Source organism: Algoriphagus aurantiacus (assembly GCF_035156405.1).
GTDB classification, from domain to species: Bacteria; Bacteroidota; Bacteroidia; order Cytophagales; family Cyclobacteriaceae; genus Algoriphagus; species Algoriphagus aurantiacus.
Genome location: NZ_JAXRUT010000001.1, coordinates 363,667 through 389,269 on the forward strand (window position 1 = coordinate 363,667; position 25,603 = coordinate 389,269).

Consider the following 25,603-nt stretch of genomic DNA (forward strand, 5'->3'; position numbering starts at 1 on the left):
TTTAGAAAAATTTAACAGCCAAAACCAACCCTAGTCCAAGTAATAAACCCGTTTTACACGGGTACTAATATTTGTCAGCAATTCATAGGGAATGGTTCCTATTTGATCCGCTAGTTCTTTCAAGGAAATTTTTTCTCCATATACAATCGCTTCATCTCCTACCTTCACATCCATCCCGCTGACATCCACCATGCACATATCCATGCAGACATTTCCAATGACGTATGCCTTCTGGCCGTTGATCAACACATAGCCTTTACCATTGCTGAATCTGCGGTCATAGCCGTCAGCATAGCCAATGGCAAGTGTGGCAATTTTACCGCCAGAATGTAAAACACCTTTCCTTGAATAACCTATCGTCTCGCCTGGATCAAGCTCTTTGACCTGAGAAATAGTGGTTTTTAGCGTACTGATAGCCCGGAGAGCCAACTCATGCTTTCCAGTCACCTCCACCCCATATAGCCCAATTCCAAGTCTCACCATATCAAATTGAAATTCCGGAAAAGCAACTATACCGGCAGAATTGAGAGCATGAATTAGAGGTTTATAGGAAAGAATATCGAGAATTTCATTTTTCATTTCTTCGAAATTCTTCATTTGTATCAATGAGAATTCTCGATGAATTTCCTCATCTGCCCCAACCAAATGAGTATAAATTGAAGCAATTTCCAAATGTGGATTTGATTGAATTAATCTCGTTAAGATGGGCAATTGTTTCTTCTCAAAACCCAATCTGTGCATCCCGGTATCCATATCAAGATGTATTTTCATCTTTTTCTGATGAATAGTACACCAAGTAGCGAGGCTCTCAAAAAACTCCGGACTGAAAACTACTGGCTCCAGATCATATTCACTGCAAAGTCCAAAGGATTCCTGCATGGTATTAAGTACCATAATTGGGAGTTTTATACCCTGCTTGCGCAAAGAAACTCCCTCATCTGAAAATGCAACCCCTAAGTAATTAGCTCCCATCATTTGGATTTGGTTGGCTATTTCCACAGCTCCTCCACCGTAAGCGAAAGCCTTAACCATCACCATTACTTTCGTATTTGGTAAGATCTGCTTTTTGTAGAAATTATAATTGTGCGTGAGCGCATTGAGATTGATTTCTAGTGTGGTGCCATGAAGCCGTTGTTGGAGTCGATTTACCACTTCCTCAAAACCAAAAACACGAGCTCCAGTGACTAGAATCAGGTCATTGTGAAATGATTCAGGATCTAAGTTTGTCAAAAGCTCTTTCGTAGAACTAAAGCCTCTGAAAGATTCAGGAAACACTTTTTCCAAACAGAAAATCTCACTGCCTACACCAATTAGTTGATCAAACTGATATTTCTTGATCAATTCAGTAACCTCTCCATAAATTATTTCTGGTGATCCTTGCTGTAACAAATCCGACAAAATCAGGATTTTTCGCCGCTTAGGCCGCTGCTGCTGCATAAAGTCCAGTGCAACCTTCAATCCCGCCAAATCATTATTATAGGTATCATCGATCAGCAGCGAGTCATTGATTCCAGGCTTTAGCGTAAGACGCATATCCACTGACTTCAAATGAGCAATTCCTTCCTGGATTGACGCTGCACTTTGTCCCAAAGTAATCGCGGCTACGATCACATGTGTAATGTTTTCTAATGAAGCCACATCCGTAAATGGTACCTGAAAAGTATGAGTACTGAGATCTGATTTCATCAAAATCAGCCGTGTTCCAGTTGCTTTCACTTTCACAGACCTGGTAAATTCCGCTCCTGATCGATCTGACCATCCTACCAATTTTTCCACAGAAAAAAGCACTTCAATTTGCTTAGAAACCTCTTTTTGATCTGTACAGTAAACCAAAAAGCTAGCATCCGCAAAAAGTGAAAGTTTCTCTTCTAGCTTAGATTCCAAGCTTCCAAAGCCTTCTTGATGTGCAGTTCCGAGATTGGTGAATATTCCTAGATCTGGCTCGATCATCTCTTTCAATGCCAACATTTCTCCCGCTTTGGAAATGCCTGCTTCAAGAATTGCTACTTGATGATAGGGCTCGATTCCAAAGATCGAAAGGGGCACACCAACTTGGGAATTGTAGCTTTTTGGACTTTTGGCCACAGCGTACTTTTGCCCCAAAATCTGCCCTAGCCATTCCTTAACTATCGTCTTGCCATTGCTGCCGGTTATACTTACCACAGGGTTTGTAAATAACCTTCTCTGGTATTTGGCTAAAAGCTGCAAGGCTCTACGAGTATCCGGAACTTGAATAAAACTAACATCAGGGTAGGCGGATCCATCAAAATCGAGATGAACCAGGAATGTTTTTACACCCAAGGCCACTAACTGAGAAATAAAACCAGCGCCGTCAGCCTTGGCACCTTTTAATGCTACAAAAAGCGTTTTTTCAGGATGAAGAATTTGTCTGGAGTCAATGACAATTTGAGAAACCACCAGCTCATCATTTCCATTGACAAGGGTTCCTTCTGTAATTTCAGCGATTTGCTTTTGACTAATTTCCTGAAACATCTTGCTCCGGATCTATTTTCTTTTTCTTAAAAAACACCTGCTTAACCCATCGAGGAAGGAAAAAGGCACCTAAAATCAAATATGGATAGTAGGATAGAAGTCTCCACAAAATGCTAGTTACGAACGTATAGTTGATCAAAAACTCCGTAAAGAATTGACCAAAGAAAAACTCCGCTGTCCCGCTGCTACCTGGGGTCGGTGAGATCATCATTACAATCCACATGATCACTTGTCGGGCAAACACAATAACATGCTCATAAGCTGCCAATGGGACAAATGCGGATATAAGTGCATTAAGCATTAAATATCTTGAGCTCCAAATGAAGATCGTCGCTAAGGTGATTGGCACCCAATAATTCCAGCTTTTTCCCGAAAGCTCCTTAGATGCTTCAATTATCTGGTTGCCATATTCCTGAGCATCATGCTTCCATTTTCTCAGCCATTTGATCGAAAAAATCTTGATCAATACCCATTTAAAGACTCTTGGCCTATAGAACAAAGCCGCTGCCATTATTACGCTGTAAACTGCATAAAGCGAATACGAAATCCAGAAAATAGCCTCCATGCTATTTTCAAGTTGCATCTCAAGTACTTTGTTCTCTGGAAATATATTCCCTTTGGCTAAAAAGAGGATAATCGGTGCCCCTATCACAAAAAATAGATTGTCCAAAATCGCGGTCACCATCACGTATGCTACCGCTCTTCCAAGTTTGATCCCTTCCTTATTCAGGATAAAAATCGCTACTGCTGTCCCACCAACAACTGAGGGTGTCACTGCAGAAGCAAATTCCCAAAGGATGATAACATAAATAGACCTCTTCCAGGTTAAATGCCGGTCTGTAATCTCTCTTATTCTATATACATAGCCTACATCTCGAAATAAAATAACCACAATTGCCAAAATAACCCAAGGCATAGATGCATCAAAAATCCCGCTTAGAGAATCCTTATTTACCGATGGATCAAAGTAAAACATGCCAAAAACAATGGCCAAACCAATGATTACCGGTACCCAGATTTTATTCGGGTTGAGTGTTTGAAAAATCTTTTTGTTATCCAATTTCATATGCTAGACAGCAGCTATTGGCTCAGTCTTTTCCACCCAAAAGTTATTAAAACCATCTCCTATGACTATGGTAACTAGGGAAAGTTGAAGTAATTCTAAAATTGCTAGAAAGGTATAAATCACAAAGATCTTATCGGGTTTGTAGCTGATAAACTCAGCGAATGGTACTTTTTCCTTAAAACTAATTTTCTCTAAGACAAAATCCTTTTGCTGGGAAATAGTATATGGATACTGGATAACGGTGTGTTTTGTTTCATCCACTCGTGATGCCATTTTGGCCATAGTCCTCTGGAACACTTTCAGCAATTTATACAAATCCATGTCCTGCATCTCTGCATCCACATCATCCACTTTACTCAGGGTTTTCAACTCCGCAGCAATATTACCGCGCTTTTGTTTAGACATCTCTTCCCCCTCCATTGAGGAAAGTTCTTCAATCACGGATTTGTACTTTTTGTATTCCAGTAAATTCCTAATCAATTCCTCGCGAGGATCTACTTCTTCGCCAGCCTCATTGAGTTCTGGCCTCGGCAAAAGCATCCGTGATTTAATCTTCATTAGCGTAGCCGCAAAAAGGATAAAATCACTGGCCACTTCCATTTCCATTTGCTCCATCTGATGGACATAATCCAAGAAGTCATTGGTAATCTTGGAGATAGGAATGTCATAAATATCCAGTTCATCGCGCTCGATGAAGAAGAGCATTAGGTCAAAAGGACCTTCGAAGAGTGGTAATTTGATTTCGAAACTCAAAGGATATTTAAATTATTGGTTAATTTTGCCACCTTGTTGCCAAAGATATTCAATTAAGCTAAATTAATTGGAAACGGCTGGAGAAAGAGGCAATTGCCTTTAAACCAAATTTACTTGATTGGAAAAACAAATAAGCACATTTATTGTTATTCTAATTTGACCACATTACCGCTGAAAAATGCTGATTGAACCAGGAGAATTATTAGCTCAAATAAATAGTCCCGCAGACCTTAGGAAATTTCCTAAGGAAAAACTGGTTCAAATCTGTGATGAACTTCGCCAGTACATTATTGACAATGTGTCTGTATATGGTGGGCATTTCAGCGCTAGCCTTGGAGTAGTCGAGCTTACAGTTGCCCTTCATTATGTCCTCAATACTCCCGAAGATCAGTTAGTTTGGGATGTAGGGCATCAGGCTTACGGTCACAAAATTCTTACAGAAAGAAGAGGGCGTTTTCATACCAACCGTCTTTACGGAGGCTTATCTGGTTTCCCCAAAAGAAAAGAAAGCGAATATGATACATTCGGGGTAGGTCACTCCAGTACATCTATTTCCGCAGCATTGGGAATGGCTGTAGCTTCGCAATATAAAGGCCTTACGAAGAAACAACACGTCGCTGTGATCGGTGATGGGTCTATGACAGGTGGCATGGCTTTCGAAGCAATGAACCATGCCGGCGTAAGCGATACCAACTTATTGATCATCCTGAATGATAATTGCATGGCTATCGACCCAAATGTGGGCGCACTAAAAGAATATCTAACAGACATTACTACTTCAAAAACTTACAATAAAGCAAAAGATGAAGTTTGGAAGATTTTAGGCAAACTAAGTAAGTTTGGGACTAGCGCTCAGGATGTGCTATCCAAAGTAGAGGGTGGAATTAAATCTGCCTTACTAAATCAAAGTAATCTCTTCGAATCATTAAATCTCAGATACTTTGGTCCAGTAGATGGCCACGATGTAAATCATCTTGCAGAAGTGCTGAAGGATTTGAAAGATATTCCCGGACCGAAAATCCTCCATTGTATTACAATGAAAGGAAAAGGATATGGTCCTGCAGAAAAAGGAAATCAAACAACTTGGCATGCCCCTGGGACATTTGATAAAATAACCGGGGAAATATATAAATCCACTCCAAGCACTCCACAAGCACCAAAATATCAGGATGTCTTCGGACATACTTTGGTGGAATTGGCAGAACTAGATGAAAGAATCATGGGCGTGACTCCAGCTATGCCTTCTGGTTCATCTATGAATATTATGATGAAGGCGATGCCAAAACGTGCGTTTGATGTAGGAATTGCCGAACAACACGCGGTTACTTTCTCTGCTGGGTTGGCTACACAGGGACTAGTTCCTTTCTGTAATATATATTCTACTTTCATGCAGCGTGCCTACGATCAGGTGTTGCATGACGTATGCCTGCAAAACCTTCCAGTAGTGTTTTGTTTGGACCGAGCTGGCTTTGCTGGCGCCGACGGACCTACACACCATGGAGCTTATGACATCGCATTCTTTAGATGTATTCCAAATCTGGTCGTTTCGGCACCGATGAACGAGGAAGAACTTAGAAATATGATGTATTCCGCATCAATTCACAATGGCCCATATTCTATCCGCTACCCAAGAGGTAAAGGAGTGATGCCAGAATGGAAAACACCATTTGAAATGATTCCTGTCGGACAAGGCAGAATAGTAAAAGAAGGTGTAGAGATCGCAATTTTAACAATTGGACACATTGGCAACTACGCTATAGAAGCCTGCGAAAAACTTGAAAAAGAGGGATTAAACCCTTCCCATTACGATATGCGATTTGTGAAGCCTCTAGATGGGGAGCTGCTTCATGAGATTTTTGGGAAATTCAAAAAGGTAATTACAGTAGAAGATGGTTGCTTGATGGGAGGATTTGGCTCGGCGGTGATCGAATGGATGATGGATCATGGTTATCAGGCTCAAGTGAAGCGTCTGGGTATTCCTGACGAAATCATTGAGCATGGCGAGCAACATGAATTACATAGAGAATGCGGCTTTGATCCAGAAGGAATTGCTGCCACAGTGAGAAGCCTTACAGGGGTTTCAAAAACTATATTGTAATATGTCTCCAATACATTTTTTCGAAAAAGGCAAAGGGCAACCTGTTGTCCTTATTCATGGTTTCTGTGAAATCGGGGAAATGTGGAGAGGTTTTGCCCATGCTTTATCTAAGGACTTCAGGGTGATTTGTCCAGATCTTCCCGGCTCTGGCAAATCTCCGATCAACTCTGACTCCATTCAGCTGGAGGAAGTCGCAGTACTTTTAGAAGAATGGATGGAAGAGAACGCTATTCAAAATCCAATCGTAATCGGTCATTCACTTGGCGGATATGTGACTTTGGCATTGCTGGAATTGTTGGGAAATAAACTCAAAGCCGTTGGCCTTTTTCATTCCACAGCGTTTGCAGATGATGAAGAGAAAAAAGAGATGCGGGACAGAGCGGTCATTTTTCTAAAAAAGCACGGGGTAGATACTTTTGTGACTTCATTTGTACCGCCGCTTATACCAGAACCCAACAGAGCTAGTTTTCAAAGCGAAATTGCAGAGGCTATAGATCAAGCAAAGCAATCCACATTGGATGGTTTAATTGCATATACTAAAGCTATGAGGGATAGAAAAGATCGCTTTGAGGTATTGGGGAATTATTCTGGACCAAAGTTGATGATAGCAGGCACACTGGACGGAGCTGTTAAAATCGATGCCAGCCGAGCCCATAAATCCGCAGTCACCGACTTTTATGAATTGGTGGGCGTCGGCCATTTGGGAATGATCGAGCAGAAAAATACGTGTACGGAGATTTTGAGGGAGTTTTGTGGGAAGGTTACTAATTTTTAAAGTTTACCCGAACACAACTTTAAATTGGTAAAATGATTCTATAGTCCAATTTAAATTTCCAATTACTTCAAACTCTTTGAAAGAGATAAATCCTCAGATTTTGGATTCAGCGATGGAAAGAATTTTATCGAAAATGAATTGATGAACGAAGTCCAACCATTATAACTTCTGCTCAAGCAAGCCCATCAATTTCTCCAAATACTCCTGATCCACTGCGTCAAAATCATCTAGCTGATCGGAATCAACATCCAATACCATAGCAACTAACCCTCCTTTGAACACTGGGACTACTATCTCAGATTTAGAAGCTGAGCTGCAGACAATATGGCCAGGAAAAGCATCCACATCTGGAACTAGAATAGTCTTTCCTTCTTGCCACGCAGTTCCACAAACTCCCTTACCCATGGAAATCCTTGTGCAGGCGATAGGACCTTGAAATGGTCCTAAGACCAACTGATTTTCTTTAGTTAAATAAAATCCTACCCAAAAAAAATCAAATGCTTCCTTCAGCGCAGCAGAGATATTTGCAAGGTTTGCGTAAAGGTCGGGTTCGCCAGTGATCAGAGCTTCGATCTGTGGTAAAATCGCTTCGTATTTTTCGCCTTTCGTTGCCGACTCAGGAATGTAAAGACTTTCAGACATGATAATAAATTCTTAAGGTATCTTCCAAGATTTCTATAGTTTCAAATACTGGGGCAGGGGGGATTGGTGCTGCTATCCCACTGCCAAATTTGTTACTGCTTGTAAACACGCGGGCTTCATCCCAAAGTTCGGATGCCAAAAATTTATTCAATAAATAGCTTCCTCCTTCAATAAGTACACTTTGAATATTCCGCTGATGGAGATCTTCCAAAATATCCTTTACCTGAAACCCTGAATTCAACTTAACAAACTCCAGTGTTCCTCTCACTTCGGCTTTCTGTGTATTGTAGCAAATCGTAGGAACCGCTTCATCAAATAATTTAAGTGAATTTGGAAGCTCAAGCTTGCTATCAACTACCACCCGGAGCGGGTTTTTACCAACCCAATCTCTTACATTCAGGGCTGGATCGTCGTATTTGGCGGTTGTTTTGCCAACCATTATCGCATCTTCTTCAGCGCGCCATTTGTGCACTAGCTGGCGGCTGGAAGCATTCGTAATCCACTTGGAAGAGTAATCCTCTCTTGCCACAAAACCATCTTGAGTTTGTGCCCATTTCAAAATCACATAAGGTCGCTTCTTTTCGATTTGAGTGAAAAAACGTTTGTTTTGGAGCCGAGCTTCTTTCTCCAAAAGTCCTGTTTCCACTTCGATTCCAGCTTCCTTCAGAATCTGGATACCTTTTCCACCTACTAGTGGATTGGAGTCAAAAGCGGCAATAACAACCTTCATTACCTTTTTCTCTATCAAAAGATTAGCACATGGAGGCGTTTTGCCAAAGTGGGAACAAGGTTCCAACGTCACGTAAACAGTAGACTTAGCAAGTAATTCAAGATTCTCTACAGAATTTACTGCATTGACTTCTGCATGCGCTTTGCCATATTCCTGATGATAGCCTTCGCCTATGACCTTATCTTGATGGACGATCACACATCCCACCATTGGATTTGGGCTTACTTTTCCCCGACCAAACTCCGCCAATTCAAGGGCTCGTTGCATGTAAAGTTGGTCAGAAATCATCAAGGCTTCTTTAGCAATGTAATTTCAGTGAGAACAGTATCCATTCTCTCTACTAAGTTTATGGTAAGTGTATAGTCTTCATAGAGATCATCCTTAGCGTCTATGTACAGTTCATAAGATCCCGCCGGAACTCTGAAAGTATACCTCCCAGAGGCATCTGTATGAGTAGTATACGACTCATTTTCGCCAGTTAAGATTAAGGCAGGGTAAAGGCTTACAGGTTTTATTACACCACTTATTTCCCCTGTATCAGCTCCTTTGATTAAGGTAAACGTAGGATCCAACTCATAAGTAAGGGGAGACTCTGAAACTTGCACAATTGATTTTTCAAGATCTAAATCCAATAGGATGTCGTAAGATGTTCCTTGCTCAATATCAATTGATGTTGACAAACTTATTTGGTCCTCAGATGGGTCTGACAGCTCCAAAACAAACTTTTTTTCATTCAAAAACATGGAATGATTGTCTCCCAAAATAATTGTCGCATTAATAACTTGACCTATCGGCAGTTCACTTCTACCTAAAAGTAGCGCATTGCCACCCACCAAATCACTTATTTTTATACGCTTGTCGCCGGATTTATACTCTAAGAAAAAAGTCTGACTTTGGGTCTCACGTCCCTCCGCCAAAACCTCAATATCCACTCCTTCGATCTCTACAAATACAGAATCCCACTTGGCAGGACTATCCACCAATATAAGGTTGAGAAGTGCGCGTGGACTGGAATCTGGATCTTCACAGGAAGCGAAGAATAGCACACAGATGATAGGGAAGAGATAAAAATGCAGTTTTTTCACAAGGTAAATTTAGGCCAATTCTATTGAATACAGCGATTCAAGCTAACCTAGATTAAAAAAAAGACCAGCCTAAGCTGATCTTTTTTTCCTAGTTCTGACTCAAAATTTCCGGGTCAACTTTGGTAATTTTTCCGGCTTCGACTACGATACCTTCTACTACACTAATACTATATAATTCATTTGGGGTAAATGTTAATCTATACATTCCATCATCGAGGCCTGTGATTTTATAGTTTCCATTTTCATCTGCAAATGTATTCATCGTTTCATCCTCACTTTGAACTGTAACTTGAATTGGAAGTGCTTCCGTTGGTAAAACCTGCCCCATGATGCCAGAAGAAACTTCATCCAAATAAGCTCTCAGGACTGGCTTAAGAATGATTTGCCCAGAATTACCTGCTTCCACGATAGATTTCGCAGCATCAAAATCGATGATCAAATCATAAGACATTCCACCATGAATTTCCTCATCAACTTTTATTTTCAAACCACTTTGTTGAGCACTTGGTGTTTTCATATCATATCGTTCACCATTTTTGATCACATAATTATCTTCACCGAGGATCAACCTGATCTGATCGATTTCTCCTTCAGGAAAATCTTCTGTTCCCAAAAGTTCGCTATTTCCTCCTGTCAAGTCTAAAAGATTGATGGGTTGGCTTTTGTCATAGGCTATTTCTATCCAAGAAGATTCATCATCATCTTTCATATCATCATCTATCCCATATTCATCTACTTTGACCCTTACCGCCAACACTTCGATCCAAACTTCATCATAGGATGCAGGTGCATCCACAAGATAAAAATTAACGCGCGCCGAACCGCCACTTGGATTGTCTTCATCAGAGGAGCATGCCATAGCAAAGAATGCTAGGCTTGTCACCATGAGATAGGAAAATATATTTTTCATATTAATAAGATTGGTTGAGAATTACATATTTCCAATGACCATGCCAAGTCAAAAATGATAAATAGTAAAGTAATGTCTAAAGAGCTTCTTATTTTTGGGGATGATGAAATGGGAACGCCTTTTATCCCGAGGCAGATTTGGTGATAGTCCGGGATTTATACCAACACAAGTGGTTCGAAGTGAGTTTGAAGTAGATTATGATCGAATTATTTTTTCTTCTCCTTTTCGAAACCTTCAGGATAAAACTCAAGTTTTCCCTTTGCCTGAGCAGGCATTCGTACATACAAGACTTACGCACAGCTTAGAAGTGTCCAGCGTCGGTAGATCGCTTGGGAAAGCAGCCGGGGAAATGCTTTTGGAAAAGTACCCATTATTGAATAAAACTGGTATTACTCCTTTTGAAATCGGCGCTATAGTGGCTGCTGCTTCTTTGACACATGATATTGGAAACCCTCCTTTTGGTCACGCAGGTGAAGAGGCTATTTCAGATTTTTTTAAATTTCATTCCGCAGGGAAATGCTGGGAATCTCATGTACGCACAGAGCAGTTAGCAGATCTTTGCAATTTTGAGGGAAATGCTCAAGGCTTCCGAATGCTTGTTTCAAAGCAATTTGGGCTAAAACTAACGTATGCAACCTTGGCTGCATTTTCCAAGTATCCCCGACCCAGCATGATTGCACAGCGGGATATAGCTCGGAGAAGTCAGAAGAAGTATGGCTTTTTTATTAATCAGTTAGCTGATTTTGAGCAAATGGGAACTGTATTAGGAATGGAGAAATCAAGCCCTGAATGCTGGTATCGACATCCATTGGCTTTTTTGGTGGAAGCTGCAGATGATATTTGCTATAGCATCATCGATCTGGAAGATGGCTGCACGCTAGGCTTGGTAAGCTTTGAAGAAACAGTGAAACTTCTTGCGCCGATTTTGAAAGATAAATTTGATCCGAAAAAACTCAAGGAGCCAAGGACTCTAGCGCAAAATCTGGGCGCATTACGTGCATTGGCAATTGGGGAATTAATCAGCGAATGTGTTGATGTCTTTGCCAACTACGAAGAAGGTATGTGCAAGGGGAATTTTGATAAAGCTTTGACCGATATTATTCCTTCAGCCAAAGCACTACAGATGATATCGGAGGTTTCAGTTCAAAAAATTTATCGATCTCAAGTAGTTTTGGAAAAAGAAGCAGCCGGGTTCCAAGTTATAGAAGGATTGCTGGAAGTTTTTTCCAAAGCGCTTTACCATCAGTTTTATGATCCGGATAATTTCTCAGGCCAAGATAAAAGTATCCTAAGACTGCTGCCGGAAGATTTTCCCCTAAAAGGATGGGGAGCAGAAGTAAACCCTTATCCGTTGCTTCGGAGCTTGGTAGATTTTATTTCTGGAATGACGGACAAATATGCGCTGAATCTCTATCGCAGAGTGAAAGGTATTTCCTTCCCAGGCTCCTAAAGCACGGAAGTAATCCACCATGTATTTCCGAAAGGGTCTCTTATTCGTCCATAAGGTTTGTCTGAAACTTCTAAAATCATCTCGGAACCTAACTCCAATGAAAGCTGAAAAGCTGCATCCGCATCTTTGACATACACAAACAGTCCGGCATTCTGAGGTTCATAGTCGGTATTAGAATCAGCCACCATTACTGTGCTACTACCGATTGAGATCTCAGCATGCATGATGCTCTCCGAATCGCGCATTTCTTTAAATGTTACCGTAGCATCAAAAACCTGCACAGCGAAATTGATGAAAGACTCAGCATTTTTGAGAATTAAATAAGGCATTACAGCCTGATAATTATTGGGAACTTTAAGACCTTTCATGATATCTTGATTTAATGGCATTATTATAAAAATTTAGCGCATTTGGCACTACGATCAAATAATTTTGCATTTACCCCTTAAATAAAGCGTACACCACGGCTTAAATCTTGTTATTATTAAGACTATCTAAGCTATTAATTACGTATCTAACACCTGTTTGGAATCAATAAATTCTAGCAAAAACACCCATTCGATAAATAAATCCCAATTATGAAAAAGACACTGATTATCGTTTTAAGTGTATTTCTAATTTTGATAGCGGCAGCAATCGCGGTTCCTTTTCTATTCAAGGACAAAATCGCTGCCCGGATTGACCGGGAAATTGCCCAATCTGTGAATGCCAAAGTCATTTATGACATTGATAATGTGAGTTTAAGCCTTTTTAGAAGTTTTCCGAATGTTTCCGCCAAAATCAATGACTTGGATATTGTAGGAAATGCTCCATTTGAAAATGATACGCTAGTTTCGCTGCGGGAGCTTACAATTGATTTCAATCTCAAATCAGTACTCTTTGACGACTACCCGACCTTAACTGGAGTGCATTTGAACGGTGGGGATGTTTATATTAAAGTCCTAGAAGATGGTACAGCAAATTATGACATCACTTTCCCATCGGAAGAATTAGCAGTAGAAACCAACGAAAGCAATTTCCGAATCGGTGTAGATGAAATGGATGTCCGGGATTTGAATTTGGTGTACGACGACAGACAGCTCAATTATTTTATGGCTTTAGGAGGAATAAACGCCAAAGGGTCTGGTGATTTCACGACCGATGTCTATGATCTGCCGATCGAAATGGAAGCTCTAATTGCAGATATTACTTATGAGGACATCAGTTACCTTTCTAATAAAAGCTTCGAAGGAGAAGCCCTTTTAAATATTGATTTAGAGAACATGAAATTCACGCTGAGTGAAAGCAATCTTCAGTTGAATGATTTTTTATTTGGAATGAATGGCTATTTAGCGATGCCAACTGATGATATAGAAATGGATATCGCCATTAAAGGCATTGACAATGAGTTCAAAAGTATTCTGTCCCTAGTTCCAGGCATTTACACTGAGAGTTTTTCGAGTCTGAACACTTCCGGTACGATGGATTTCGCCGGAACTATCAAAGGCATTTACAATGACAATAAAATTCCTTCTTTTGATATTTCGCTGAAAGTAGCTGACGGAATGTTCCAATACCCCGACTTGCCAAGGCCTGTTAAAAATGTGAACCTTGACCTTCACTTGAAAAATGAAACGGACAATATCGACAATACTTCTATCTCCATTCCAACTTTCAATTTGGACTTTGGAAATAATCCGATTTCAGGCAAACTCTACCTCTCTGACTTGGTCAGCTACACCATTGACGCGGCACTAAAAGGAAAACTAGACCTTGAAGAACTGACATCCATTTTCCCAATTGAAGGCATTGCTTTAAAGGGAAATCTGGATGTGGATGCTACCGCAAAAGGGAAATACGACTCTGTGGCACGCATTATTCCTGCAACAGATGCGAAGCTGAATTTGGCTAATGGGTATGTGAAAAGTGCGGATTATCCTGCGCCGATTGAGAATCTAAATGTGAATGCATCTGTCCAAAACCCAAGTGGAAGTATGACCGATTTTCTAGTTGACTTAAGCCAGTTTGGTTTTGAGCTAGAAGGTGAAGCAATTAACGGAAACATGAAAATCCGGGATTTTGAAAAGCTGATCTGGGATGGCGAAATCAAAGGAGGAGTAGATTTGAAAAAGATTCTAGCCATTTTCCCGATGGAAGATATGAATATGGAAGGCCGCATTCAGGCAAATATCAATACAAAAGGGTCTTATGCTGCAGTGGAAGCTGAAAAATATAATCAGTTGGAAACCCGTGGCTCTATGGATATCAGCAATTTTAAATATTCTTCCTCTGACGTTCCCCAAGGAGTTCAGATCGCTAAGGCAAAAGCCGAATTCACACCAGAGCTAATTAATTTGACAGAGTTTGACTCGAAGATTGGCGAAAGCCCACTTCAAGCTACAGGTACCCTTTCAAATTACATGGATTATTTCTTGGGAGAAAAAGGCACGTTGAAAGGTCAACTTGCTTTGAACAGTAGCAGATTCAACGTGAATGAGTGGATGAGTAAGGATTCCTCCGCTGATACTACAAATTCGGAACTTTCAGTCATCGAGCTTCCAGAAAATATTGATTTCAGCATGACTGTGGCGGCGAATGAAGTGCTGTATGACAATATGAGCCTCAAAGATGTGAAGGGAAATATGGCTTTAAAAGATGGGGTTTTAACATTTTCCGATGCTTCTATGAAAACTATGGGCGGCACTATAGGTTTGGCAGGAAATTATGATCCACGAGATCTTACAGCTCCTGCTTTCAATTTCAACCTAAACATAGCTGAGCTTAGCATTGCGGAAGCATTCAAATCCTTCAATACCATAAAGGCTTTTGCTCCGATTGCTCAGAACTTGACTGGAAAATTCAATTCGAAACTTATTTTCTCAGGAAAACTGGGTCAGGATATGATGCCATTATTGTCCAGTTTAGATGGCGAAGGTTTGCTAAAAGTGGCCGAAACAGCCTTGAAGGACAGTAAAATTTTGGAAGGAATTACGAGTCTTACCAAACTCAAAGATGTCAATACCCTTCAGATGAAAAACATTTCCATTCCTATCAGTATCGAAAATGGGGTGATGGATGTGAAGCCATTTGATGTGAAACTTTGGGATTATGAAGCCAATGTGCAGGGAACCGCTGGTTTTGATGGCTCGATTAATTATTTGATCAACTTACTAGTTCCTGCAGGTAAATTTGGATCCCAGGCTAATTCTCTGCTAGCTAGCATTTCTGGAACTGAGATGGATGAAAACGCCACAATTCCAGTGGCTTTGAATCTATCTGGAACCTACAACTCACCTAAAATTACCCTTGCTGGCGGTAATAGCATAGAGTCCTTGCTCGCCAATGCATTGAAAGCTAGAGTAAGCGGAGAGGCCAAAGACTTGCAAACACAGGCTACGGAACAATTCAATGCAGCTCAAGACAGCATGAAGCAAGTGCTCAAAGCAAAATCTGAGGTAGCTCAGGATAGCGCTAAAAAGGAACTTGAAAAGCAAGTGGATGAAGCCAAGGACAAAGCGGTGGATGAGGCAAAGAAGTTGTTAAAAGGCTTTTTTCCAAAAAGTACTCCTGCTGCAAAACCTGATACTACTACAGTGAAGAAGGATTAATAAATGTCTTTTGAGCGAGGTCTATAAGGCTCATATTTTGGGCTTCGACTCCGCTCAAAATGACCAACATCTCTTTCTTTTTAAAATTCACGGCTAAAGCCAATATTATCAACCACTACTACACCTGAAATACTTTGATCGAAGATAAATTTGATAGTCTTGATCTGAGTATGGGTAAAGCTTGGATTTAGTTTAGCGAACTTCTCCAAGTTAAATGAGAAAGTCTGGAATACTTTTTCAGACTGACTATCTCCCTTTATAAAATCAGATTTCCAAATCGTAACTGAGATCTCGCGCTGCAAAGGTGAATATTCACTCAATAAGAATTCGATGGATTGTCCTGCCGAATCAATAAGGTGGATGGTAAAATCCAGGGGCTTCTCAGCTTTCTTTTCTTCTGAGTCTTCCTCACTATTATTATCACTAGTTTCAGAGTCATCTGTAGAATTTTCCTCCTCAGCCTCATCATCTTCCTCCTTATTGTTATCATTAGTGTTTGAGATCCATTTTCCAGATGATTTCGGATTGGAATCTTCTGTTGATTCTGCCATTGAGAACATCAAAACATTTGATGAATCAAGCAAGAAAGTGGAAGGTTCTAAGTTCAAACTATAACTGGCAATCAGTGAATCAGGAACTACATCTTTTGCTCTTCCATCTTTCAAACTATCCTCCACATCATAATTCCAACCCAAGAATGCAGCTCGAGAGCCTTTCTTTTGCCATTTCAATTGAATCTCAGATTCTCTCCATACGCTTAGATTTTCAGATTGTATACCTCCAGAATCTGCAGATACGCTGCTCACATCAAAATCCTCATCAAAATTTGCAAGTATTTTCAGGTTTGAATCTTCAAACTGGTTTAAGTAGATGGTCTCAGGAAGCCAGTTCTTCCCTTTTCTAGCATCTAGAAAAAGTGGTAAATATTCCATTTTCCCCTGTAACGTAGATTCCAGAAAGGCTGAAATATATACCTTGGAAATCTCTTGCTGGGTCGACTCATCAAGCTGTTGCTTGAGATTTAATAGACCCAAGAATGGATTACCGGTGTCATTGTTTCCCCAAGAAGTATTGAATTGTCCATGATTGGCTCCATAGACATAGAGTCCTGACTTGAAATGATAGCTTGAATCTTGAAACTTGATTCGCTCATATTGCATTGACCCCATATAGGAAGATACGTCAGCATCCTGAGCTCCATGGATTACGAAGTAGTTAATGTCTTGAAGCCTAGTTCTACTATCACCGGGCTCATACTGACCATCTACAGGAGCTATAGCTACTAATGACTGGATATTGAAATGATACCCAAGCCTGACACTTGCATCATCAGGGTAATAGTCCAATTCATTAAGCATGGCTGCATGGGCCACAGCTTCTCCACCTCTGGAATGACCAACAAGTGCAATATTATCTATGTCTACTTTTTTGAAAAAAGGATGATCTATCTTAGAATTCCACTGATGCCAAACCTTGAGGTGTTCCAAAAGCAACCAGCCTCTAGCATCGTTTTCCTTTTGCAATCCTTTGAAAATATCTGTCCAAGAACCATTTATAAAATTCTGATCCGCGGATACCATTATCATCCCTTTGGAGGCAAGTAACTCACCCAGATAATCGTAACCATAATCAGAATAATCCTGCATGCTGTGATTGCCGTGGACTACAACTACAAGAGGGAATGGGCCTTGTCCATCAGGATACCAAACCCGACCGTTAATGGGTAGGGATTTATCATCAAACCCCCAGTAATTTTCCCTCCACCAACCAGAAAATCCTTTCCAATTATCCAAAAAAGCTACTCCATTGACCGAATCGGTTATGAAATTGTACGTTACCTTATCTGCAAATTCGGGTCGATGTTTATCTTTTCCACTTCCATACGTAATAGTTTTTACACTATATTCTCCAGGTTCTGCAGGAGATTTTCCAAGGATTGGGGATATTTTATCAATGGATATCAAAGCTGCGTTTTCTATTGGATCCACCTCCAAACCAGTGAGTGAATAATAATACCCTGCTACTCCCAACCCTAAAAATCCAATCAATAATCCCAATACAGCAATTACTTTTTTGGGAACCTTTAAGGCTGAAAAACGGGATTTTCTGAAAATAAAATACGCTGCTCCCAGCAAAGATGAGATTAGAATAAGTCCAATGACGAGAAGGACTTGTCCGTGAACAATCAAAAATAATATGGGCACCGACATAATGGATGCCACCCTATAGATTCTTGGAATCAGAGAAATAATCTTGATCAACCATGCCCCCAACAATCCTAGTAAATAGGAAGCAAGAAGAGTCAATAGGCCAAAAAGCAAATACCAAGGATCTCCTATATCAAAAGAGAATAAAATAGAATTGATAAGAATCAAAGAAACAGTAAAAACTATCAATCCAATAGCTGCTCCCCTTATTGCTGTACTACCCGGAGTGATTTGTGAAAACTTTGATCTAATCCATAAAAATGTATTCTTACAGCTTTTTTTCATGTTCAAAATGAAATTTTGCCCTAAGCTATATTAATCCAGATTAATATTGGAACCACTTATACTCTTTTTTTACCTGCTGAGAGAATAGATGGTATTTAACTCCTAATAACTGTTATCAATTTTCTAATAAATCTACCACATCAAAAAGCATGTTTCTACAATACAGTCCTACTTAGCACACCAAACATATGGTGTTAAACTGTTTCACAATGAACACCACTGTTGCCTTTCTAAGAACATGATTGATGGTTTGCTTTGCACATCTGCAGCGAAGTCTGGCAACTCAAAAATGCTGTGTTTAACACAAAAAAAGCAGGAGCTTTTGACTCCTGCTAATTGCTTAATTATTTTTCTTACTTTCTTTTTTCGCGGCTTTTGCAGCTCGCTTTTCTTTTAACGTTTTTGTAGCCTGAGACTTGTCATTCTTAGGTTTACCTTCTGGTTGCTTAGCCATAGTTTCAATTGAGAAATGATGTAACTGAATGCTGTTAAGGTAGGGGGAATTCTGCAACTCTCCATCTGGCTTGACTATTATTTTTACATAGTTCAAGTGGCTCTAGTTCCTATTTCAAAGCGATAAAAATATCAACTTCTGAATTTTCACCTTGCTGAGATTTGGTATCGTAAACTTCAAAATCGGCCGAATATTGTCTGTCCAAATCCGCGTCTTTCTCCCAGATTTCCATCCAAGTCTGCACAACAGCATCAGGCATTTTCCCCTTGGCTGTAAATTTGGTATGCTTACCTCCTGCGAATTCTCTTGCAACTAGGCCATCAGCTATCTTTTCTAGATTATGCACCTGATATCCAATCAAACAGGTATATTCTCCTGTATAGTCAGACTCATAATCTGTGTAAATAGCATAAATATCTTCACTCACTTTTCCGATTATTTTTGTCCCTACCTGCTCTTCAAAGAATCTTCCCCAAAGATTGCCTAAATCCTCAGCTGCTTTGCCAGTTACATTAGAAGTTCTTGTCGCTATTCCAACAATCTTAAATGGCTCTATAGACTGTTTTTTGTTTATAGTCATTAATAAAATTTTACTTGTATAAAAATCTCAATTTAATAAAAAAGCCTCCGAACTCTTTCTTTTCGGAGGCTTTGGTGCTCAATTTATCACAACTTTAAAAAGGGTATTTGCCTTGATTAATCATATAATCTGCAATCTGCCTTCTCAGTTCTTTCGTATTGTAAAGCTCTGACTTGGTAAATCTCTTCAAACCCATCAACATCACTTTCTGCTCATCACCTTTAGTGAAGCTACCTATTGCTTCTTTTGCTGCCGTATTGATTTTATCAACTGCCTGAGAAAGATAAATCTGCGTCATCGCGATTTGATTCTTGCAGGTTCCTTCACCTTTCATTGAGATAAGCTTCTCCGTACGAAGAATCGCTGATTCACTCGCATAGATCTCGATCATCACATCAGCGAGGTTCATCATAATTTCCTGCTCGTCTTCGATTTTGTCTTGAAGCGTCATTGCAGCTTTGCCTCCGACCATCAGAAATACTTTCTTTAGCTTTTTCAGCACCTCTTTCTCCGCTGCGAAAAGCTCAGATGTATCGATAGTCTCAAATGATGGCACAGACGTAAGCTCTTTAGAAACCGCCATTGCTGGATCGAAAATATTGATATCTCCTTTCATTGCCCGCTTCAGAAGCATCCCCACCATCAGTATTCTGTTGATTTCGCTTGTCCCTTCATAAATCCTGGATATTCTGGCATCACGATAAGCACGTTCCATCGGTGCATCCGCTGAGTAACCCATTCCACCGTAGATTTGAACTCCTTGATCCACCACATAATCCAATACTTCAGAACATTGCACTTTTGCAATAGCGCACTCAATGGCAAAAGCTTCCACACCTTTTAACTTCGCCTCCGAAGGATCCATTCCATCGGCTTCCAGTGCATTGATTTTATTCTCAATATCCTGTCCAGCACGATAGCAAAGTGCCTCTGATACATAGGACTTGGTCGCCATCTCAGCAAGTTTGGATTTGATAGCTCCAAAAGAATTGATGCTTACACCAAATTGCTTCCGCTCCGTGGAATACTTGATTGCATTAGTAGTTACTGTTCGAACACCTCCTAACACTCCAGCTCCTAGCTTTACCCTACCGATGTTTAAGATATTCACAGCGATTTTGAAGCCGTTCTGACGGTCAGAAAGCATATTCTCAACCGGGACAGGACAATCGTTAAAGAACACCTGGCGAGTGGAAGAGCCTTTGATTCCCATCTTTTTCTCTTCCTCATTCATAGTGATTCCGCCGAAAGATTTCTCTACGATAAAAGCTGTTAGGTTTTTATCATCTTCAATTTTGGCAAAAACGATGAATAGATCTGCAAAACCTGCATTTGAGATCCACATTTTCTGACCGTTGAGAAAGTAAGTCTTACCATCTTCAGAAAGAGTAGCTTTGGTCTTACCACTATTGGCATCCGATCCTGCATCTGGTTCGGTGAGGCAATAACATGCCGCCCATTCGCCTGTGGCGAGCTTTGGCAGATATTTCTTCTTCTGTTCCTCCGTACCATAGTATAAGATCGGCAGCGTACCAATACCCGTATGAGCCCCGTATGTAGTAGAAAAGGAGCCAGCAGAACCGATAATATCTGCGATAAGCATTGAAGTATTGAAACTCATGCCCATTCCCCCGTATTCTTCAGGAACAGTGATTCCCAAAAGACCGAGATCTCCGGCTTTTTTGAAAATCCTAGGGACTAGATCAGGATCTTTCATGCTATCAATCTCCTGCACATGAGGAGTGATCTCAGTATCGATAAAATCCTGACAAGCCTGAGCCATCATTCTTTGTTCTTCGGTAAATTCTGCTGGAATAAAGATGTCTTGTGCATCAGTTTCCTTGATAAGGAATTCTCCTCCTTGGGTTGATTTTGTTAGTGTGGCCATTAATATTTAGACTTAAGATTATAGACGTTAGACTTTAGACGTAAGACACTAGACGTAAGACACTAGACTTAGCTGGATTTCGTATCGAACTTTAGTATCAAAGCATAAAGCATTTTTTGTATTTCAGTAATTTCGTGGGTGACATATTCTATTTTACCCAAATCAGTAAATTCTAATTCTACACTACACTTACAAAGAGTTGTGTTTCCAGTTCGCAAATTGAACCATGAGCTATTCCAAGAAAATGCACAAATTCCTTATCTGTTCTTCTTCCTCCTCCCTCAGCAATATTGGAAGGAACAGAGACAGAAGCTCTTCGCATTTGGAAATCAAGCCAAACCTTTCCTCATTAGGGAAATTTGCAGAAAGCTTATAAATATGAGCACATAGTTTAATTGCTCTTTTCCAGACAAATAGTTCCTTGTAATTGTGCATGACTGATTTGGATAAAATATAACAATCGTATTAATAGACTAATGCTAGATCTATTGTCTCAGGTCTAGCGTCTTATGTCTAAATACTTATTTCAACAATTCATATACCCCAGCAACACCCTGACCACCTCCTACACAAGCAGTGACAAGTCCATACTTCTTGTTCTGGCGTCTTAGCTCATTGAAAATCTGAATGGAAAGTTTTGCACCAGTACATCCTAAGGGGTGACCTAGCGCTACTGCACCACCGTTTACATTTACGATATCAGGATTAAGATCCAATGCTTTTATAACTGCCAAACTTTGCGCAGCAAAAGCCTCATTCAGCTCTATCAAATCAATATCATTGAGACTTAATCCAGCTTGTTCTAAGGCTTTTGGAACGGCAAGTTTGGGTCCAATTCCCATGATACGTGGATCTACTCCCGCAGCGCTATAAGACATCAATCTTGCGATAGGGTCGAGATTCAGGGATTTCATCAAACGCTCGGACATCACCACCACGAAAGCTGCTCCATCAGAAGTTTGCGAAGAGTTTCCAGCGGTCACCTGTCCTTTGTTTTTGAAAGCTGGCTTCAATCCCGCCAATACTTCCATAGTAGTCCCAGCTCTAGGACCTTCGTCAGTATCAACTATATACTTTCGATTTTTCTTTTTCCCTTTCTCATCCAGGTAAGTCTCTTCCACTTCAACAGGTACAATTTCTTCTTTGAATTTGCCAGATGCTATAGCAGCTAATGCTTTTTCATGAGATTTTACCGAAAATGCATCTGAATCCTCGCGTGTAATGCTGTACTCACTAGCTAGTTCCTCTGCTGTCAATCCCATGCTGAGGTAATATGATGGATGCTCCGTTGCTATTTTGTAATTCAGGACTGTTTTATACCCCATCATTGGCACCATAGACATGGATTCCGTCCCGCCAGCGATAATACAATCTGCCATTCCTGCCTTCACTTTTCCTACTGCCAATGCAATAGCTTCAATTCCCGATCCGCAATAGCGATTAATAATAAATCCAGGATTTTCTACTCCTAAAGCAAGGAGAGAAATCATCCGACCCATTTGCATCCCTTGTTCCGCTTCTGGAACAGCATTTCCTACAATCAGATCATCAACCATTTTAGTTTCCAATCCCGGTGTATTTGCTACCAGGTGTTTGATCACATCTGCAGCGAGATCATCAGGACGGTAAAATCTAAACCCTCCTTTTTTAGCCTTCCCTACAGCCGATCTATATCCATTTACTATATATGCTTCCATTTGAGTTTTTTGTTTATTAGTTATTTGGGATTAAAGAGTAAAAAGTATCAAGTAGCTAGTATCAAGATTTTGCCTCAATTGAAGATTTAAGCCCCATAATCATTCGTTGAACTTCTGCGACATCTTTTTCCATTTCCCTTGCGGTATCTGAATCAAGAATCCCAACACGCTCTGATATGTTCATTTGAGTCTCCAGTTCGAAACTTTCACCTAGACTTATTTCTAATGAGTTTACGAACGATTTACCTGAAGTTTTTGCACAACCTTCTGCGATATTTGATGGAATAGAAACTCCAGCTCTTCTCATTTGAGAAATCAAACCAAACTTTTCGTCATTTGGAAAGGACTTAGTAACGGAATAGATTTTCACAGCAAAATCAACTGCTTTCTGCCATACTTTGAGTTCTTTGAAATTGTGCATAGTTCTAAAAGTTAAATCTTAATACTAACTACTGTCTCTAATTTACTTGATACTTATATCTTGCTATTTGATACTAATTTCGAAGTGGTTTTCCCTTGAATAAAATACTGTGAATTCTTTCCAGCGTTTTCTTCTCGCCAGTTAGGCTCAAGAATGCTTCTCGTTCCAAGTCCAATAGGTATCTCTCGGAAACTTCAGTGGGTGTAGATAGGTCCCCTCCGGACATCACGTATGCTAATTTTTTGGCGATTAACGCATCATGTTCTGATATATATGCACCATACCTCATGCCTGTTATTCCTGCTTCAAACAGTGCCAATGATTCTTTTCCAAGAACTCTAATATCTGTTTGCTCAATTGGTTGGGTATAGCCTGCTTCATGAATAGAAAGTACTTTCATTTTGGCTTCAGCCAGCTGACGCTTTCTATTCAGCGTGATTCCATCATCTTTTCTCAAATAGCCTAAGCTTCGAGCTTCTTCAGCTGAAGTAGAAACTTTTGCCATGGCAATATTCATAAATGCATCTTGCAGCCGATTCAATTCTACATCACCGGATTGTATTGCATTAGAAAATCTCAACGTCATTTCTTTGGTACCACCACCTGCAGGAATTAATCCTACTCCAACTTCCACCAAACCCATATACAACTCTGCATGAGCTTGGATGTGATCGGAATGAAGCGAAAACTCACAGCCACCACCCAATGCCATGTTATGCGGAGCCGAGACTACTGGAACAGAAGAGTATCTAGCCCTCATCATTGTATTTTGAAATTGAGCTATCATAAGATTGATCTCATCAAAATCCTGATCGCCGGCAAACATGAATAGCATTGCCAAATTTGCGCCCGCAGAGAAATTAGCTCCTTCATTTCCAACCACGAGGCCTTTGTGAGATTTTTCTGCCATACCGATAGCGGTATTGATCCCTTCGATCACTTCGGCTCCCATAGAATTCATCTTCGTATGGAATTCAAGACCAATCACATCGTCTCCTAAGTCATAGACGGATGATCCGGCATTATTCCAAATGACTTTTCCTGCAGATTTAAGTGTATCTAGGATTATGAAATCATCCATACCTGGCACTTCCTTGTAAGATTTGCTCGGGATATCATAATAATGCTTCTTACCATTTTCAACCTTATAAAAGGAATCATTTCCTGTTTCCAGCATTTCATAAACCCATGCAGCTGCCTTTTCCCCAGCAACTTCCATTTTCTCAATGGTCTCTTTTACACCGAGTAAATCCCAGTTTTCGAAAGGTCCAAGTTCCCATCCAAATCCCGCACAAACAGCCTGATCTATCCTGAATAACTCATCCGCGATTTCCGGAATTCTATTGGAGCAATACTTGAACAAATCGTAAAAAGTAGCCCGATAGAATTCTCCGGCTTTATCATCAAAATTTACCAAATGCTTGATTCGCTTTTTCAGGTCTTCAAACTCCTTGGCAGCTTCCAACGCTTTGAATTTTGGCTTTTCAACATCCTTATACTCGAATGTATCAAAGTCTATTTCTTTCAGTTCTTTGCTTCCGTCTTCATGACGGATCATTTTGAAATAACCCTGGCCTGTTTTATCACCGAACCATTTATTGTTATACAAGACTTCTACAATATTCGGCAGTTTGAATTTATCTCTTGACTCATCATGAGTTAGTGTCTTATAAAGATTGTTGGCCACATTCACTGTAGTATCTAACCCGACTACATCCATTGTTCTGAAAGTGGCGGATTTTGCGCGACCAATGATTGTACCCGTCAATTTATCAACTTCAGATACACCTAGACCCATTTTTTCTATGGTATGCATCGCAGAAATAATAGCGTAAACGCCTATTCTGTTTGCAATAAATGCTGGAGTATCCTTACAAAGCACGGTTTCTTTACCAAGAAATTTGTCACCATACTCCATTAGAAAATCAATATTTTCCTGCTTGGATTTTGGACCAGGAATGATCTCCAGTAACCGTAAATACCTAGGCGGATTGAAAAAGTGCGTCCCAACAAAATTCTCCTGAAAGTCTTCTGACCTTCCTTCGCACATCATCTGCATCGGAATTCCAGAAGTATTGGAAGTAATTAGTGTTCCTGCCTTTCTGTACTTCTCTACTTTTTCGAAAAGAGACTGCTTGATATCCAATCTTTCCACGATCACCTCCATTACCCAATCGTAATCTTTGATCTTTGGCAGATCATCATCAAAATTTCCTGTGGTAATTCTGGAGGCAAAAGCCTTATCATAGATTGCTGAAGGATTTGACTTCAGGGTGCTTTGCAAAGCCTCGGTAACAATTCGATTTTTGACTATAGGATCTTCCTTGGTCAGTCCTTTTTTCTGTTCTTGCTCGCTAAGTTCAAACGGTACTATGTCCAATAAAAGCACCTGCACGCCAATATTGGCGAAATGACAGGCAATTCTGGATCCCATAACACCCGAACCTAAAATGGCAACTTTCTTAATGGTTCTGTTCATAAT

The 25,603-nt window shown here is 40.2% G+C and carries 19 protein-coding genes; 4 read left to right on the forward strand and 15 right to left on the reverse strand.

Annotated elements, in window-relative coordinates; genetic code table 11:
* Positions 1-30: 30 nt before the first annotated feature.
* The 3 genes from SYJ56_RS01465 to SYJ56_RS01475 are packed head-to-tail and all read right to left on the reverse strand — an operon-like array spanning position 31 to position 4,312.
* On the reverse strand, positions 31-2,493 hold the full coding sequence (locus SYJ56_RS01465) for a bifunctional UDP-N-acetylmuramoyl-tripeptide:D-alanyl-D-alanine ligase/alanine racemase (RefSeq protein WP_323831722.1): 2,463 nt from the start codon (positions 2,491-2,493) through the stop codon (positions 31-33).
* Positions 2,477-3,559: a lysylphosphatidylglycerol synthase transmembrane domain-containing protein gene (locus tag SYJ56_RS01470; protein WP_323831724.1), complete on the reverse strand. Its 1,083-nt coding sequence runs from the start codon at positions 3,557-3,559 to the stop codon at positions 2,477-2,479. Before SYJ56_RS01470 ends, SYJ56_RS01465 begins: the two co-directional genes overlap by 17 nt.
* A gap of 3 nt (positions 3,560-3,562) precedes the next feature.
* Positions 3,563-4,312 carry a segregation and condensation protein A gene (locus SYJ56_RS01475; RefSeq protein ID WP_323831725.1) on the reverse strand — a complete coding sequence of 250 codons (750 nt, stop codon included), beginning with the start codon at positions 4,310-4,312 and terminating at the stop codon, positions 3,563-3,565.
* A 178-nt stretch (positions 4,313-4,490) separates the two neighbouring features.
* Here SYJ56_RS01475 and dxs point away from each other — a divergent pair, with 178 nt between their 5' ends.
* Positions 4,491-6,410 (forward strand): 1-deoxy-D-xylulose-5-phosphate synthase, encoded by a 1,920-nt coding sequence (dxs, locus tag SYJ56_RS01480; RefSeq protein WP_323831727.1) that lies wholly within the window; start codon positions 4,491-4,493, stop codon positions 6,408-6,410.
* Position 6,411: 1 nt separating this feature from the next.
* Positions 6,412-7,185 (forward strand): alpha/beta fold hydrolase, encoded by a 774-nt coding sequence (locus SYJ56_RS01485; RefSeq protein ID WP_323831729.1) that lies wholly within the window; start codon positions 6,412-6,414, stop codon positions 7,183-7,185.
* Positions 7,186-7,344: 159 nt separating this feature from the next.
* Here the strand turns inward: SYJ56_RS01485 and SYJ56_RS01490 are convergent, their stop codons facing one another.
* The 4 genes from SYJ56_RS01490 to SYJ56_RS01505 all read right to left on the reverse strand — a co-directional run bounded on the left by SYJ56_RS01490 (position 7,345) and on the right by SYJ56_RS01505 (position 10,552).
* On the reverse strand, positions 7,345-7,827 hold the full coding sequence (locus SYJ56_RS01490) for a GAF domain-containing protein (protein ID WP_323831731.1): 483 nt from the start codon (positions 7,825-7,827) through the stop codon (positions 7,345-7,347).
* Complete coding sequence (gene ribD, locus SYJ56_RS01495; protein ID WP_323831732.1) at positions 7,820-8,845, reverse strand: bifunctional diaminohydroxyphosphoribosylaminopyrimidine deaminase/5-amino-6-(5-phosphoribosylamino)uracil reductase RibD; 1,026 nt, start codon at positions 8,843-8,845, stop codon at positions 7,820-7,822. Before ribD ends, SYJ56_RS01490 begins: the two co-directional genes overlap by 8 nt.
* Positions 8,845-9,642, reverse strand: coding sequence for a DUF4382 domain-containing protein (locus SYJ56_RS01500; protein ID WP_323831734.1), 798 nt, complete (start codon positions 9,640-9,642; stop codon positions 8,845-8,847). The genes ribD and SYJ56_RS01500 overlap by 1 nt, the downstream gene beginning before the upstream one ends.
* A gap of 88 nt (positions 9,643-9,730) precedes the next feature.
* Positions 9,731-10,552 carry a DUF4382 domain-containing protein gene (locus tag SYJ56_RS01505; RefSeq protein WP_323831736.1) on the reverse strand — a complete coding sequence of 274 codons (822 nt, stop codon included), beginning with the start codon at positions 10,550-10,552 and terminating at the stop codon, positions 9,731-9,733.
* Between the two features lie 103 nt (positions 10,553-10,655).
* Here SYJ56_RS01505 and dgt point away from each other — a divergent pair, with 103 nt between their 5' ends.
* Entirely contained in the window at positions 10,656-12,002 is a 1,347-nt protein-coding gene (gene dgt, locus SYJ56_RS01510; protein WP_323831738.1) for a dGTP triphosphohydrolase, read from the forward strand.
* On the opposite strand, the gene SYJ56_RS01515 is transcribed toward dgt, so the two are convergent.
* A complete protein-coding gene (locus SYJ56_RS01515; RefSeq protein ID WP_323831740.1) occupies positions 11,999-12,370 on the reverse strand; it encodes a VOC family protein in 372 nt (123 codons plus the stop codon). The two genes, dgt and SYJ56_RS01515, sit on opposite strands and share 4 nt — an antisense overlap.
* A 210-nt stretch (positions 12,371-12,580) precedes the next feature.
* Between SYJ56_RS01515 and SYJ56_RS01520 the strand changes: the two genes are divergently transcribed.
* Positions 12,581-15,589: an AsmA-like C-terminal region-containing protein gene (locus tag SYJ56_RS01520; protein ID WP_323831742.1), complete on the forward strand. Its 3,009-nt coding sequence runs from the start codon at positions 12,581-12,583 to the stop codon at positions 15,587-15,589.
* An 80-nt stretch (positions 15,590-15,669) separates the two neighbouring features.
* Here SYJ56_RS01520 and SYJ56_RS01525 read toward each other — a convergent pair whose 3' ends face one another.
* The 7 genes from SYJ56_RS01525 to SYJ56_RS01560 form a co-directional block, all read right to left on the reverse strand.
* The gene (locus SYJ56_RS01525) at positions 15,670-18,081 is read right to left on the reverse strand and encodes an alpha/beta hydrolase (protein WP_323831744.1); all 2,412 of its coding nucleotides are present in this window, start codon (positions 18,079-18,081) and stop codon (positions 15,670-15,672) included.
* 563 nt (positions 18,082-18,644) lie between these two features.
* The gene (locus tag SYJ56_RS01530; RefSeq protein WP_323831746.1) at positions 18,645-19,115 is read right to left on the reverse strand and encodes a GyrI-like domain-containing protein; all 471 of its coding nucleotides are present in this window, start codon (positions 19,113-19,115) and stop codon (positions 18,645-18,647) included.
* 94 nt (positions 19,116-19,209) lie between these two features.
* Positions 19,210-21,003 (reverse strand): acyl-CoA dehydrogenase family protein, encoded by a 1,794-nt coding sequence (locus tag SYJ56_RS01535; RefSeq protein WP_323831748.1) that lies wholly within the window; start codon positions 21,001-21,003, stop codon positions 19,210-19,212.
* A 178-nt stretch (positions 21,004-21,181) separates the two neighbouring features.
* Positions 21,182-21,325, reverse strand: a complete 144-nt coding sequence (locus SYJ56_RS26035) for a four helix bundle protein (RefSeq protein ID WP_323831750.1) — start codon at positions 21,323-21,325, stop codon at positions 21,182-21,184.
* A gap of 199 nt (positions 21,326-21,524) precedes the next feature.
* Positions 21,525-22,700, reverse strand: a complete 1,176-nt coding sequence (locus SYJ56_RS01550) for a thiolase family protein (protein ID WP_323831752.1) — start codon at positions 22,698-22,700, stop codon at positions 21,525-21,527.
* 61 nt (positions 22,701-22,761) lie between these two features.
* On the reverse strand, positions 22,762-23,121 hold the full coding sequence (locus SYJ56_RS01555) for a four helix bundle protein (protein WP_323831754.1): 360 nt from the start codon (positions 23,119-23,121) through the stop codon (positions 22,762-22,764).
* 73 nt (positions 23,122-23,194) lie between these two features.
* Entirely contained in the window at positions 23,195-25,600 is a 2,406-nt protein-coding gene (locus SYJ56_RS01560) for a 3-hydroxyacyl-CoA dehydrogenase/enoyl-CoA hydratase family protein (protein WP_323831756.1), read from the reverse strand.
* Positions 25,601-25,603 lie beyond the last annotated feature (3 nt).